The sequence below is a fragment of the Terrabacter aeriphilus genome (assembly GCF_039542985.1).
Taxonomy (GTDB): domain Bacteria; phylum Actinomycetota; class Actinomycetes; order Actinomycetales; family Dermatophilaceae; genus Terrabacter; species Terrabacter aeriphilus.
Window position 1 is genome coordinate 41,091 of sequence record NZ_BAABIW010000010.1, and the last position, 14,318, is coordinate 55,408.

Consider the following 14,318-nt stretch of genomic DNA (forward strand, 5'->3'; position numbering starts at 1 on the left):
GCATACTGGACGTATGTATGGCAACGACGTCATCGACCCGAGCGAACCGCTGAACGCGGCCGAGACCGACGCGTACGACGCGGCGGCGGCCCACGAGGAGCAGCGCGACCGGGTCGGGAGCGACTTCGACGCCCTGCTCGCCGCCGACCAGCGCATCGAGCCGCGCGACGCGATGCCGGAGAAGTACCGCGAGACGCTGATCCGCCAGATCGCGCAGCACGCGCACTCCGAGATCATCGGCATGCAGCCCGAGGGCAACTGGATCACCCGCGCGCCGTCGCTGCGCCGCAAGGCGATCCTCATCGCCAAGGTGCAGGACGAGGCGGGGCACGGGCTCTACCTCTACTCCGCGGCCGAGACGCTCGGCATCGACCGGCAGGAGCTGCTCGAGCGCCTGCACGACGGCAAGCAGAAGTACTCCTCGATCTTCAACTACCCGACGCTGACGTGGGCCGACTGCGGCGCCATCGGGTGGCTCGTCGACGGCGCGGCGATCATGAACCAGGTGCCCCTCTGCCGGTGCTCCTACGGGCCGTACGCGCGCGCCATGATCCGTGTCTGCAAGGAGGAGAGCTTCCACCAGCGCCAGGGCTTCGAGATCCTCTGGAACCTCATGCGCGGCACGGAGGCGCAGCAGGCCATGGCCCAGGACGCCGCCGACCGCTGGTGGTGGCCGGCCCTGATGATGTTCGGCCCGCCCGACACCGGCGAGGCGGCCAAGGGCGGCCACACGGAGCAGTCGATGGCCTGGGGCATCAAGCGCTTCAGCAACGACGACCTGCGCCAGAAGTTCGTCGACATGATGGTGCCGCAGGCCGAGAAGCTCGGCATCGTGCTGCCCGACCCCGACCTGCGCTGGAACGAGGAGCGCGGCCACTACGACTTCGGCCCCATCGACTGGGACGAGTTCTGGCGCGTGCTCCGCGGCGACGGCGCGTGCAACGCCGAGCGGATCAGCCACCGCCGTCGCGCGCACGACGAGGGCGCCTGGGTGCGCGAGGCCGCGAACGCGTATGCCGGCAAGCACGCCGCGCGCAGCGCGGAGCGTCAGGCGGGCGAGCAGCAGGGGAGCGCCGCGTGACGGACACGAACGCTGCTGCGGCCGAGAAGAGCTGGCCGCTCTGGGAGGTCTTCGTCCGGGGCAAGCGCGGGCTATCGCACGTCCATGTGGGCTCGCTGCACGCGCCCGACCCGGAGCTGGCCCTCCGCAACGCCCGGGACGTCTACACCCGCCGCCAGGAGGGCGTGTCGATCTGGGTCGTGCGCGCCGACGACATCACGGCGAGCAGCCCGGCGGAGAAGGACTCGTTCTTCGACCCCGCCGCCGACAAGATCTACCGGCACCCGACCTTCTACGACGTCCCCGCCGACGTGGAGTACCTGTGAGCACCCCACGAAGCTCTCCGCTTCGCTCCGATGCTTCGCGGGGACCCCGAGACGACACCCCACGAAGCTCTCCGCTTCGCTCCGATGCTTCGCGGGGACCCCGCGACGACACCCCACGAAGCTCTCCGCTTCGCTCCGATGCTTCGCGGGGACCCCGCGACGACACCCCACGAAGCTCTCCGCTTCGCTCCGATGCTTCGCGGGGACCCCGGGACCTCTCTCCCGGCCAGACTGCGGACGTCACGGCATACCTGCTCGGCATCGCCGACGACGCGATGGTCTACGCCCAGCGCCTCGCCGAGTGGATGACGAACGCCCCCCAGATCGAGGAGGACATGGCGCTCGGCAACATCGCGCTCGACCTGCTCGGTCAGGCCCGCGCCCTCTACCCGCACGTGGGGACGCTCGACGGCACGGGCCGCTCCGAGGACGACTTCGCCATGCAGCGCGACGAGCGCGAGTGGCGCAACGTCCACCTCGTCGAGCAGGAGCGGGGTGACTTCGCCGACGAGATGGCGCGCCTGCTGTGGTTCTCCGCCCGGCAGGTCGAGCTGCACGCGCGGCTCGCCGACTCCGCCGACCCGGTCGTGGCCGCCGTCGCGGCCAAGGCGCTCAAGGAGGTGCGCTACCACCTCGACCACGCCTCCCTCTGGGTCGTGCGCCTCGGCGACGGCACCGAGGAGTCGCGCCGCCGCATGCAGGTCGCGCTCGAGCGCGTCACGCCCTACCTGGCCGAGCTCTTCGACGACGACGCCGCCGTGGCGGCGGCCGACGCCGGTGTCGGGGTGCTGCCCTCGAGCCTGCGCGACGCCGTGCGGCGCCGGATCGAGGCGGTCGTCGCCGAGGCGACCCTCGAGCTGCCCGAGGCGTCGACGTGGCACGCGCGGGGCGGCCGGTCGGGCATCCACTCGCGGCCGATGGGCTACCTCCTCGCCGAGATGCAGCACATCGCGCGCTCGCACCCCGGCGCGACGTGGTGACGGTCTTGACCGCGGGATCCGCTGTGGCAGAGGCGATCTCAGGTGTACCGGACCCGGAGGTCCCCGTCATCAGCATCGCCGACCTCGGCATCCTGCGCGCGGTCGAGGTCGACGAGCAGGCCCACGCCGTCACGGTGACGATCACGCCGACCTACAGCGGGTGCCCCGCGATGGAGGCGATCGCGTCCCGGATCGCGTTCGAGGCCGGTCGGCTCGGGTACTCCGCCGACGTCGTGACCCAGCTGTCGCCGCCGTGGACCACCGACTGGATGACCGATGACGGCCGGGCCGCCTTGCAGCGCTTCGGGATCGCACCCCCCGGACCCGCACAGGCGGGGGAGAGGCACGGCCCGGTGGCCCTGCAGCTGACCCGCCGGCTCGTGGCGTGCCCCCGCTGCGGCTCCACCGACACCACCGAGATCGCCCACTTCGGCTCGACCGCGTGCAAGGCCCTGCGCCGCTGCGACGCGTGCCTCGAGCCCTTCGACGAGTTCAAGGCCCTCTGAATGACCGACGTCTCGACCCCCGCGGCTGCCGCACGCCACCGGGCCCGCTTCCACCCGCTCACCGTCGCGGCGGTCGAACGCCTCACCGACGACGCGGTCGCCGTGACCTTCGCCGTGCCCGACGAGCTCGTCGAGGAGTTCGCCTTCGAGCCGGGGCAGCACCTGACGCTGCGCGCGAGCATCGGCGGCGAGGACGTCCGCCAGTCCTACTCGATCTGCCAGTCACGACGGGCCGAGCGGGGCGGGCGCCGCCTGCGCGTGGCCGCCGCCCGCGTGCCCGACGGCCGCATGTCGACGTGGCTCAACGACGTCGTGGCCCCGGGGGACGTCGTCGAGGTGATGACCCCGCAGGGCTCGTTCACCTGCCCGACCCGGCCCGACCGCACCCGCCACCACGTCGCGATCGCGGCGGGCTCGGGCATCACGCCCGTGCTCTCGCTCCTCACGACGGCGCTCGAGGAGGAGACCGGCTCGCGCGCCACGCTGCTCTTCGGCAACCGGCGCACCAGCTCGGTGATGTTCCTCGAGGAGCTCGAGGACCTCAAGAACCGCTTCCCCGGCCGCTTCCACCTCGTCAACGTGCTCTCGCGCGAGGCCCAGGACGTCGAGCTCTTCCACGGCCGGCTCGACCGGGAACGGCTCGAGGCGATCTTCGCGAGCCTGCTGCCCGTCGCCTCGGTCGACGAGTGGTACCTCTGCGGCCCGTTCGGCCTCGTCACCGGGGCCGAGGAGCTGCTCACCGAGCGCGGCGTCGACGCCCGCCACGTCCACCACGAGATCTTCCACGTCGACGACGGCACGGCGCCGAAGCGGCCGGTCGTCGTCGACACCGGTGCGCCGCCGGAGGCGACGGTCACCGTCAACCTCGACGGCCGCACGACGGTGATCCCGATGCCGAGCCGCGAGGAGACCGTCCTCGACGCGACGCTGCGGGCCCGGCCCGACGCTCCCTACTCGTGCACGGGCGGCGTCTGCGGCACGTGCCGCGCCCGCCTCGTGTCGGGCGAGGTGCGGATGGACCGCAACTACGCCCTCGAGCCCGAGGAGGTGGCGGCCGGCATCGTGCTCGCCTGCCAGAGCCACCCCGTCACCGACGAGGTGAGCCTCGACTACGACGCCTGAGACGGCGCCGGGTTAGGCTTCCGGACGTGCGGCAGTACCTCGACCTCCTCGACCACGTCCTGACCCACGGCCAGGAGAAGTCCGACCGGACCGGCACGGGCACCCTCAGCGTCTTCGGGCACCAGATGCGCTTCGACCTCGCCGACGGCTTCCCGGCCCTGACGACGAAGAAGCTGCACCTGCGCTCGATCATCGGCGAGCTGCTGTGGTTCCTGCGCGGCGACACCAACGTGCGCTGGCTGCAGGAGCGTGGCATCAGCATCTGGGACGAGTGGGCCGACCCCGTGACGGGCGACCTCGGTCCGATCTACGGCTACCAGTGGCGCTCGTGGCCTACGCCCGACGGCCGGCGGGTGGACCAGATCGCGAAGGTCGTCGAGGCGATCCGCACCAACCCGGACAGCCGTCGCCTCGTCGTGTCGGCCTGGAACGTCGCGGACGTCGACGACATGGCGCTGCCGCCGTGCCACACCATGTTCCAGTTCTACGTCTCGCCGCCCGGACCCGACGGCCGGCGCCGCCTCTCCTGCCAGCTCTACCAGCGCAGCGCCGACATCTTCCTCGGCGTGCCGTTCAACATCGCGAGCTACGCCCTGCTCACCCAGATGGTGGCCCAGCTGACCGACCTCGGGCCGGGCGAGTTCGTGCACACCCTCGGCGACGCGCACCTCTACCTCAACCACCTCGACCAGGCCCGCCTGCAGCTGACCCGGACGCCGCACCCGCTCCCGACGATGCGGATCACGCCCGGCAAGCGGAGCATCGACGAGTTCGACCTCGACGACTTCGAGCTCGTCGACTACGTCGCGGAGCCGGGCATCAAGGCCCCCATCGCCGTCTGAGCGGCGCGTCTGGGAGCCTTGCCGCATGAGCGAGCCGTCCGCCGTGCTGCCGAACGTCACGATGATCGCGGCGGTCGGCCGCAACGGGGTCATCGGCGACGGCCTGGGGATGCCGTGGCACCTGCCCGAGGACCTCAGGTTCTTCAAGCGCACGACGATGGGCCACCCCATGGTCATGGGTCGGCGCACCTTCGACTCGATGGGTGCGCTGCCCGGCCGCCGCAGCGTCGTCGTGACGCGCCGGCGGGACTGGTCGGCGCCCGGCGTCGAGGTCGCGCACTCGCTCCCCGAGGCGCTCGACCTCGTGTCAGGCGCCGAGCAGGTCTTCGTCGTCGGCGGGGGTGAGATCTACCGCCAGGCGATGAGGTATGCCGCCCGCCTCCTCGTGACGGAGGTCGACCTGTCCCCGGCCGGCTCGGTCACGTTCCCCGAGATCGACCCGTCGGTGTGGGTCGAGACGGCGCGCGACGCGCGGGACGGCTTCGCGTGGGTCACGTGGGAGCGACGCGCCTGAGCGCCCCCGCAGCGCTCCCACCCTCGGGCGCTAACCTTGGGCGCATGGCAGCCGCACCCGCGCTCGGACGTGTTCTCTCGGCCATGGTCACGCCCATGCGGCCCGACGGCTCGATCGACCTGGACGCGGCGCAGCGCCTGGCCGCGCACCTCGTCGACTTGGGCCACGACGGCCTCGTCGTCTCGGGCACGACCGGCGAGTCGCCGACGACCTCGGCCGAGGAGAAGGACGAGCTGCTCCGCGCCGTCGTCGGCGCGGTCGGCGACCGCTGCGTCGTCGTGGCGGGGGCCGGCAGCAACGACACCGCGAAGAGCGTCGAGTCGGTGCGCCTGGCCGAGAAGGCCGGCGCCGACGCCGTGCTCGCGGTGACCCCGTACTACAACAAGCCCCCGCAGGCCGGGCTCGTCGCGCACTTCACGGCGGTCGCCGACGCGAGCGACCTGCCCGTCATGGTCTACGACATCCCGGGGCGCTCGGGCATCGCCATCGCCCGCGAGACCTACCTGCGCATCGCCGAGCACCCGCGGATCGCCGCGGTCAAGGACGCGCGCGGTGACCTGTGGTTCGCGAGCGAGATGATGCAGCTGACCGGGCTCGACTGGTACTCCGGCGACGACGCGATGAACCTGCCGCACTACGCCAACGGCGCCGTGGGGTTCGTCGGCGTCACCTCCCAGGTGGCTCCGCAGGCCTACCGCCGGCTGGCCGACGCCGTGCTGGAGGGCCGGTGGGACGACGCCCGTGCCGTCCACCGCGCTCTCGCGCCGCTCGTCGACGCCGTCATGAACGTCACGCAGGGCGCGATCATGGCCAAGGCCGGTCTCGCCGTGCAGGGGCTCATCGAGTCGCCCACGGTCCGCCTCCCGCTCGTCGCCGCCGACGACGCGCAGACCGCGCTCGTGCGCGACGCCCTCCAGGCGGTCTCCTGACCACCACGACCTCCGGCCGGCGCCCTCGGCGACCCGGCCGCACCACCGAGACGACAGGACACCTGTGAGCCACCCCCACCCCGAGCTGACCGCACCCCCCGCCCTCCCCGACAACGGCTTGCGGGTCGTCGCACTCGGCGGGCTCGGCGAGGTCGGTCGCAACATGGCCGTCCTCGAGACGAAGGGCAGGCTGCTCGTCATCGACTGCGGCGTGCTCTTCCCCGAGGACCACCACCCGGGCGTCGACCTCATCCTCCCGGACTTCAGCTACATCGCCGGCCGCCTCGACGACATCGAGGCCATCGTCCTGACCCACGGCCACGAGGACCACATCGGTGCGGTGCCCTACCTGCTGAGGCTCAAGGGCGACATCCCGATCATCGGCTCGACGCTGACGCTGGCGCTCATCGAGGCCAAGCTCAAGGAGCACCGGATCCGGCCGTACACGATGGCCGTCAGGGAGGGGCAGCGCGAGAAGCTCGGCGTCTTCGACCTCGAGTTCGTCGCCGTCAACCACTCGATCCCGGACGCGCTCGCCGTCTTCGTGCGCACCGAGGCCGGCACGCTGCTGCACACCGGCGACTTCAAGATGGACCAGTTGCCGCTCGACGGGCGGCTCACCGACCTGCGTGCCTTCGCCCGGCTCGGCGAGGAGGGGGTCGACCTCTTCCTCACCGACTCCACGAACGCCGACGTGCCCGGCTTCACGACGCCGGAGCTCGAGATCGCGCCCGCCATCGACAAGGTGTTCCGCCATGCCCAACGGCGCATCATCGTCGCGTGCTTCAGCAGCCACGTGCACCGCGTGCAGCAGGTGCTCGACGCCGCGGAGAAGGCCGGCCGCAAGGTCGCCATGGTGGGGCGCTCCATGGTACGCAACATGGGCATCGCGGCCGAGCTCGGCTACCTCCGCGTGCCCGACGGCATCCTCATCGACATCAAGAAGATCGACACCCTGCGCGACGACGAGCTGGTGCTCATCTGCACCGGCTCGCAGGGTGAGCCGATGGCGGCCCTGTCGCGGATGGCCAACCGTGAGCACCGCATCGACGTCGGCCCCGGTGACACCGTGCTGCTCGCGAGCAGCCTGATCCCGGGCAACGAGAACGCGGTCTACCGGATCATCAACGGCCTGATGCGCCTCGGCGCCGACGTCGTGCACAAGGGCAACGCCAAGGTGCACGTCTCCGGCCACGCGAGCGCGGGCGAGCTGCTCTACTGCTACAACATCGTCAAGCCGGCGAACGTCCTGCCGGTCCACGGCGAGTGGCGGCACATGCATGCCAACGCCCAGCTGGCGATCCAGTCCGGGGTGCCCGAGGGCAACGTGGTGCTCGCCGAGGACGGCGTGGTCGTCGACCTCGTCGACGGGCAGGCGTCCGTCGTCGGCGTCGTCGAGTGCGGCTACGTCTACGTCGACGGCAGCAGCGTGGGCGGCGCCGACGAGGCGCTGCTCAAGGACCGCCGTATCCTGCGCGACGAGGGCTTCATCACGTGCGTCGTCGTGCTCGACGCCGCCACCGGCAAGATCGCGAGCGGCCCGGAGATCACGGCGCGCGGCTTCGTCGAGGACGAGGAGATCTTCCAGCAGGTGATCCCCAAGGTCGAGCGGGCCATCGAGGAGGCGGTCGCCGGGGGCGTGCGCGACGACCAGCAGCTCCAGCAGGTCATCCGCCGCGCCGTCGGGTCGTGGGTCGGCGGCAAGATCAGGCGCCGTCCGATGATCATCCCGGTCGTCCTGCAGGCCTGAGGTGACCGCTGCCCGTGGGCGACGGCTCGACGTCGCCGTCCTCGTCGTCCTGCTCGCCCTCGTGGCGGTCGGCGCGCTGCGCTGGTTCGACACCACGGCGTATGCCGTCGTCGTGCTTCAGACGGCGGGCCCGTTCGTCGTCGTCGGACTCCTGCTGCTCGCGGTGGCGACGGCGCTGCTGCGCCGCTGGCGCGTGCTCGGGCCCGTCGTGGTGGCGCTCGCGGTGGCTGGGGGACTGGCGGTGCCCACCTTCCTCGCCAGCTCCTCACCGAAGGCCGACACCGACCTCACGGTGATGGCCGCGAACCTGTGGGTGGGACAGGCCAACTCCACCCAGCTCATGGATGCGGTGCGCTTCCACGCCGTCGACGTCCTCGTCCTGACCGAGGCGACGCCGGACGCCGTCCGCCGCATCGACGACCTCGGGGCGGACTCCTACTTCACGACTCGTACGGGCGTTGCGCGCGCCGATGCCTCGACCGGGACCATGGTGCTCTCGCGGTTCCCGCTCACGGTGAGCAGCCGCGGCGCCGACCAGGGCGTCGAGGCGACGGCGAGCCTCCAGCCCGAGGTGGTCGTGACGACGCCGAAGGGGCCGGTGCGCCTCAAGGTGGCCCACCCGACGGCTCCGCTCTCGGGCGAGACCGACGCGTGGCGGGCCGGGCTCGCGGCGCTGACGACGTGGAAGTCGCGCCAGGGCGGCACCGAGCCGATCGTCGTCGCCGGCGACCTCAACGCCTCCTTCGGGCACCCGGCCTTCCGGGAGCTGGCCGACGGCCTCGTCGACGCCCAACGGGCCGACGGCCAGGGCTGGGTGCGCACGTGGCCCTTCGCAGGCAACCGGCTGCCGCCCTTCGTCCAGCTCGACCACGTGCTGAGCCGGGGGCTCACCGTCGTCTCCGCCGGCCAGGTGGCGATGAACCGCGCCGACCACGCCGCGGTCTGGGCCGCCTACGCCCTGCCGCGCTGAGCGCGCAGCCACCCGGGCATCCGGTGATGGCAGCGGCCCCGGTGGGGCGGGGGTGGGGTCCCGGTGGGTCTGGTGGCTTCCTCTGCGTCGCGTCGTGTGGTGACGCACGGGGTGGGGGCGGGCTGTGGGCGTGGGCGTGGCGGGTGCCGGTGGGTCTGCTGGCGTTCTCTGCGCGTTGCGTCGTGTGGTGACGCGTCGGTAGCAGGCCGCATCGGACGCCGCCCAACAGCAGCTACGGCGGCGCGTGACGGAGACCGTGGCTGGGTCGCGTGGGGACGCCATGTGGGGACGCCATGTGGGGACGCCATGCAGAGGACTCGGGGGTGGGTGCCCGCGGTGAGGCAGTCAGGCGGTGGCTGGTCTGGGCGCGTCGGGTGGCGACGCAACGCAGAGGCGCGGGGAGGGTGCCCGGTGCAGGCTGTCGAGCCAGTGGTTGGTCGGTGCGCGTCGGGTGGCGACGCAACGCAGAGGGGCTGCGTGGCTCCACCCCGCTGGGTCAGCCCAACCGGGCCGGGTCACCAGGGGCGCTGGACCTCGACGTCGCGGGGGTCGGCGCCCTCGATGCTCCACCCTGCGTCGGTGCGGGTCCACGTGGCGTCGGTCCCCTCCTCGACGAGGCGGGAGACGGCCGCGACGAGACGCTCGACGCCCTCGAGCGTGCTGCCGAGACCGATGCTGGCCCGCACGGCCGTCGTGGAGCGCTCGCCCCACGGGTCGTCGAGCAGCTCGTCGACGAGCAGGTGCGCGCAGAACTTCCCGTCGCGCACCCCGATGCCGTGCTCGACCGAGAGCACCTGCGAGACGAGCGAGGAGTCCCAGCCGTCGACGGTGAAGGCGACGACGCCGACGCGGTCGTGCTCGTCGCCGAAGATCGAGAGCAGCTCGACCCCGGGAACCTCCTCGAGACCGGCCCGCAGGCTCCCGAGCAGCTGCTCCTCGTGCGCCTCGATCGCCTCGCGGTGGCGCGTGATCGTCGCGCAGGCCGCCGCGAGCGCGACCGCGCCGATGACGTTCGGGCTCCCGCCCTCGTGCCGTGCCGGGCCGGTGGCCCACGTCGTGCCGTCCTCGGTGACCGACCGGGTCGCGCCGCCGCCGAGCAGGTAGGGGTTGCCCGCGTCGAGCCAGTCCGAGCGCCCGGCCAGCACGCCGGCGCCGTAGGGCGCGTACGTCTTGTGGCCCGAGAAGGCCACGTAGTCGGCGTCCCAGGCGTCGAGGTCGATGGTCCGGTGGGCCGACAGCTGGGCGGCGTCCACGGCCACGCGCGCACCGTGCTCGTGCGCCAGGGCGGAGAAGCGCTCGATCGGCCACACCTCGCCGGTGACGTTCGAGGCCGCGGTGAGCACGACGAGGCGGTGCCGCGACGGGTGGTCGACGAGCGCCTCCTCGAGCAGCTGCCGGGCGTCCTCGACCGTCTGGGGAACGGGCAGGCGCACCGTGCGGAAGCGCCCCCACGGGAGCAGCGTCGAGTGGTGCTCGGTGCCGAAGACGAAGACGGTCGTGCGGCTGGGGAGCGCCTTGGACAGCAGCGCCCACGAGTCGGTCGTCGACCGGGTGAAGATCACGGTGTCGTCCGCGCGGGCGCCGACGAAGGCGGCGACCTCGGCGCGCGCCTGCTCGAACCACGCGCTCGTGACCCGCGAGGCGAAACCGGCGCCGCGGTGCACGGACGAGTAGGTCCGCAGGGCCCGGTCGACGGCCTCCCGCACCGTCTCGAGCGCCGGGGTCGACGCGGCGTGGTCGAGGTTCGCGTAGGCGACCTCGCCGTGCAGCGTCGGAACGCGCAGGTCCGAGCCGACGACGGCCGGCAGGCTGTGCGCCTCCGGCACGACGTGCAGCGTGCGCGTGCGCACGACCGGGGCGGTGGCGCCGCCACAGAGCGAGGAGGGGAGAACCGACATGACACTGCTCCTGGGTCCAGGGACCCACCGGTTGCAGGTCCGCGCTTGCCGGCCTCTGCGTCACGAACGCGCAGAGGACGGCCTGGTCGTCACCCGGAGCACCCCACCGCGGAGGAGGGTTGCTGGCCAGCGAGCCGGGGCTTGTCGCTGGCACTCATGACCTGCCGTCGAGGTTAGGGCCCCGGCTCGCGGGCTGTCCACCGTTCGGTCCTGCCGTGTCGCGATCTGAGACGCCCCGTGCGTCGAGGGCCCCGCGCCGGAGCCGGCCGAGGCCGCCGGGGATGCGGACGGCATACGGAATCGGGTGCTGTTGCGCGTGTGACGCGTGAGTTCGAAGGGGCGTTCACGTACGGTGCCAGCATGGCGACACGTCCGTCCGGCACCCAACGACCCAGCAGCGCAGCCACCTCGCGCGCCAAGGGTTCCTCGAGCGGCGCCTCGTCCCGCCCTCCGGCAGCGCGCTCGACGCGGCCGGCGCAGCGCAAGCCGGCGGCCCGCAAGCCGGCACCGAAGACGGCGAAGACGCGCGGGGGCGGGCTCCCCTTCCCGCTCGGCGCCGTGCGCAACACGTGGATGGGTGTCTCGCACCTCGCCGGCGGCGCGGTGCGCCGGGTCGGCCACAGCGCGGCCGAGCTCGAGCCCGAGCACCGCCGCGACGGACTGGGCTTCGCCCTGCTCGCGCTCGCGGTCGTCGTCGCCGCCCGCGAGTGGTGGGGTGTCTCGGGCACCTTCGGCCAGGTCGTGCACGCCGTCTTCGCCGGGACCTTCGGCCGCGTCGCGTACGCCGTGCCGCTCGTGCTGCTCGCCCTCGGCCTGCGCATGCTGCGCGCCCCCCAGGACGAGGCGGCCACGAACCGCGTCGTCGTCGGCACCATCGCCCTGACGTTCGCCGCCTGCGGGCTGGCGCACCTCGCCGACGGCATCCCGAACCCGCCCGACGGCGCCGACGGGATGCGCGCCGCGGGCGGCATCCTCGGCTTCCTCGCCTCGAGCCCGCTGGCGGCAGCCGTGTCGACCTACGGCGCGCTCGCCCTGCTCGTGCTGCTCGGCCTCTTCGGGTTGCTCGTCATCACGGCGACGCCCGTCAACATGATCCCCGAGCGGATGCGCCAGCTGCGGGCCCTCGTCATCCACCGCGAGGGCGACGACGGGGCCGACGAGCTCGACGCCCCCGCAGCCGCCGTGAAGCGGGCCCGTCGCAAGCCCGTCGACCTCGCCGAGCGCGACGGCGACGAGGCGTTCCGCCAGGCCGCGCAGAAGGCGAGCGAGGACTCCGCCAAGCCGCGACCGGGCGAGAAGCGGGCCACGGCCGCCGGGGTGCTCGCGCCCCGACCGGGCGGCCAGAAGGGCGGCGACAAGCCCGTCGAGCGCGTCATCGACGCCACCGACCCGAAGACCCTCGGCGCCCCCGACACCGGCAAGGTCGGCCCCAAGGCCGAGCTCATCCCGCCGCCCATGTCGGAGCTGCCGGCCCGGGTCGAGCAGCTCAGCCTCGGCGGCGACATCACCTACCGCCTTCCCGACGCGGCCATGCTGACGCCCGGCGCCCCGCACAAGACGCGCAGCGAGACGAACGACCGCGTCGTCGAGTCGCTCACCGGCGTCTTCGACCAGTTCGACATCGACGCTGCCGTCACCGGCTTCACCCGCGGCCCGACGGTCACGCGCTACGAGGTCGAGCTCGGCTCGGGCACCAAGGTCGAGCGCGTCACCGCCCTGTCGAAGAACATCGCCTACGCCGTGGCCTCGGCCGACGTCCGCATCCTCAGCCCCATCCCGGGCAAGTCGGCCATCGGCATCGAGATCCCGAACCTCGACCGCGAGAACGTCGCGCTCGGCGACGTGCTGCGCAGCCACACGGCCCGCAGCAACGAGCACCCCATGGTCATGGGTGTCGGCAAGGACGTCGAGGGCGCCTACGTCATCGCCAACCTCGCGAAGATGCCCCACCTGCTCGTCGCGGGCGCCACCGGCTCCGGCAAGTCGAGCTTCGTCAACTCGATGATCACCTCGATCCTCATGCGCTCGACGCCGGAGGAGGTGCGGATGATCCTCGTCGACCCCAAGCGCGTCGAGCTGACGGCCTACGAAGGCATCCCGCACCTCATCACGCCGATCATCACGAACCCCAAGAAGGCCGCCGAGGCGCTCGCCTGGGTCGTCAAGGAGATGGACCAGCGCTACGACGACCTCGCGGCGTTCGGCTTCAAGCACGTCGACGACTTCAACAAGGCCGTGCGGGCCGGCAAGGTCAAGCCGCTGCCCGGCTCGCAGCGGCAGCTGACGACCTACCCCTACCTGCTCGTCGTCGTCGACGAGCTCGCCGACCTCATGATGGTCGCCCCGCGCGACGTCGAGGAGTCGGTCGTGCGCATCACCCAGCTGGCCCGTGCGGCCGGCATCCACCTCGTGCTCGCGACCCAGCGCCCGTCGGTCGACGTCGTCACCGGCCTCATCAAGGCCAACGTGCCCTCGCGCATGGCGTTCGCCACCTCGTCGCTCGCCGACAGCCGGGTCGTCCTCGACCAGCCGGGTGCCGAGAAGCTCATCGGCCAGGGCGACGCGCTCTTCCTGCCGATGGGCGCGAGCAAGCCGATGCGCGTGCAGGGCGCTTGGGTCAACGAGTCGGAGATCCACGAGGTCGTCAAGTTCGTCACCGACCAGCTGAAGCCGAACTACGTCGAGGACGTCACCGTCGCGGCCCCGAAGAAGCAGATCGACGACGACATCGGCGACGACCTCGACGTGCTGCTCCAGGCCACCGAGCTCGTCGTGACGACGCAGTTCGGCTCGACCTCGATGCTCCAGCGCAAGCTGCGTGTCGGCTTCGCCAAGGCCGGCCGGCTCATGGACCTGCTCGAGTCGCGCGGCATCGTCGGCCCGAGCGAGGGCTCCAAGGCGCGCGACGTGCTCGTGCGCCCCGACGACCTCGAGCAGACGCTCGCGCTCCTGCGCGGCGACGACGTGCCGCACCCCAACGAGCCCGTCGACCTCGACGACGTCGTCGAGCCCGCGCAGCCGTATGCGCCCCCGCCCGTCGACATCGAGCCGGCGGACGCCGCGTTCGCGCCCGCCGACCTGGACGACCGCGACGGGTCCGGGGACGACGGCGCGGCGCCGGCGCAGCGCACGGCATCCCTCGTGGCGGAGCGGGGCGAGCAGCGCCAGCACGACGACGAGGAGCGGCCCGCACCGACCGCCCGCTGGACCCCCGGCGACATGACCCGGACGGTCGAGGAGGACGACGAGGAGTCCGAGGACGCCTGGAGCCTCACCGACCGCGGCGCCCGCGGCTACCGCGAGCGCGACTGACCCGACCCCCCGCAACCGTCGAAAGGCCGATGTTCGCGGGTCCCACCCGTCGAGAGGCCAGAGTGTGCACGCGCCCGGGCCAAGGGTCGGCCACTCGACGTCCTGGAGG

Annotated in this window: 12 protein-coding genes and 1 riboswitch; of the genes, 11 read left to right on the forward strand and 1 reads right to left on the reverse strand. The window is 72.5% G+C overall.

Annotated elements, in window-relative coordinates; genetic code table 11:
* The first annotated feature begins 13 nt into the window (after nucleotides 1-13).
* The 10 genes from paaA to ABD979_RS07185 all read left to right on the forward strand — a co-directional run bounded on the left by paaA (nucleotide 14) and on the right by ABD979_RS07185 (nucleotide 8,999).
* Complete coding sequence (paaA, locus tag ABD979_RS07140; protein WP_345506770.1) at nucleotides 14-1,081, forward strand: 1,2-phenylacetyl-CoA epoxidase subunit PaaA; 1,068 nt, start codon at nucleotides 14-16, stop codon at nucleotides 1,079-1,081.
* The gene (gene paaB / locus ABD979_RS07145; RefSeq protein ID WP_345506771.1) at nucleotides 1,078-1,386 is read left to right on the forward strand and encodes a 1,2-phenylacetyl-CoA epoxidase subunit PaaB; all 309 of its coding nucleotides are present in this window, start codon (nucleotides 1,078-1,080) and stop codon (nucleotides 1,384-1,386) included. Before paaA ends, paaB begins: the two co-directional genes overlap by 4 nt.
* A gap of 275 nt (nucleotides 1,387-1,661) precedes the next feature.
* A complete protein-coding gene (paaC, locus tag ABD979_RS07150) occupies nucleotides 1,662-2,366 on the forward strand; it encodes a 1,2-phenylacetyl-CoA epoxidase subunit PaaC (protein WP_425583929.1) in 705 nt (234 codons plus the stop codon).
* 23 nt (nucleotides 2,367-2,389) lie between these two features.
* A complete protein-coding gene (paaD, locus tag ABD979_RS07155) occupies nucleotides 2,390-2,872 on the forward strand; it encodes a 1,2-phenylacetyl-CoA epoxidase subunit PaaD (protein ID WP_345506773.1) in 483 nt (160 codons plus the stop codon).
* Entirely contained in the window at nucleotides 2,873-3,994 is a 1,122-nt protein-coding gene (paaE, locus tag ABD979_RS07160; RefSeq protein ID WP_345506774.1) for a 1,2-phenylacetyl-CoA epoxidase subunit PaaE, read from the forward strand. It begins immediately after the preceding gene.
* A 26-nt stretch (nucleotides 3,995-4,020) separates the two neighbouring features.
* Complete coding sequence (locus ABD979_RS07165; protein WP_345506775.1) at nucleotides 4,021-4,836, forward strand: thymidylate synthase; 816 nt, start codon at nucleotides 4,021-4,023, stop codon at nucleotides 4,834-4,836.
* A 25-nt stretch (nucleotides 4,837-4,861) separates the two neighbouring features.
* The gene (locus ABD979_RS07170) at nucleotides 4,862-5,350 is read left to right on the forward strand and encodes a dihydrofolate reductase (protein WP_345506776.1); all 489 of its coding nucleotides are present in this window, start codon (nucleotides 4,862-4,864) and stop codon (nucleotides 5,348-5,350) included.
* A gap of 44 nt (nucleotides 5,351-5,394) precedes the next feature.
* Nucleotides 5,395-6,279, forward strand: a complete 885-nt coding sequence (dapA, locus tag ABD979_RS07175) for a 4-hydroxy-tetrahydrodipicolinate synthase (protein WP_345506777.1) — start codon at nucleotides 5,395-5,397, stop codon at nucleotides 6,277-6,279.
* Between the two features lie 64 nt (nucleotides 6,280-6,343).
* The gene (locus ABD979_RS07180; protein WP_345506778.1) at nucleotides 6,344-8,029 is read left to right on the forward strand and encodes a ribonuclease J; all 1,686 of its coding nucleotides are present in this window, start codon (nucleotides 6,344-6,346) and stop codon (nucleotides 8,027-8,029) included.
* Nucleotide 8,030: 1 nt separating this feature from the next.
* A complete protein-coding gene (locus ABD979_RS07185) occupies nucleotides 8,031-8,999 on the forward strand; it encodes an endonuclease/exonuclease/phosphatase family protein (protein ID WP_345506779.1) in 969 nt (322 codons plus the stop codon).
* Between the two features lie 515 nt (nucleotides 9,000-9,514).
* On the opposite strand, the gene ABD979_RS07190 is transcribed toward ABD979_RS07185, so the two are convergent.
* A complete protein-coding gene (locus ABD979_RS07190; protein ID WP_345506780.1) occupies nucleotides 9,515-10,897 on the reverse strand; it encodes an aminotransferase class V-fold PLP-dependent enzyme in 1,383 nt (460 codons plus the stop codon).
* 36 nt (nucleotides 10,898-10,933) lie between these two features.
* Nucleotides 10,934-11,059, reverse strand: a riboswitch (SAM riboswitch).
* Nucleotides 11,060-11,257: 198 nt separating this feature from the next.
* On the opposite strand from ABD979_RS07190, the gene ABD979_RS07195 reads away from it, so the two are divergent.
* Complete coding sequence (locus tag ABD979_RS07195; RefSeq protein WP_345506781.1) at nucleotides 11,258-14,209, forward strand: FtsK/SpoIIIE family DNA translocase; 2,952 nt, start codon at nucleotides 11,258-11,260, stop codon at nucleotides 14,207-14,209.
* The last annotated feature ends 109 nt before the right edge of the window (nucleotides 14,210-14,318 follow it).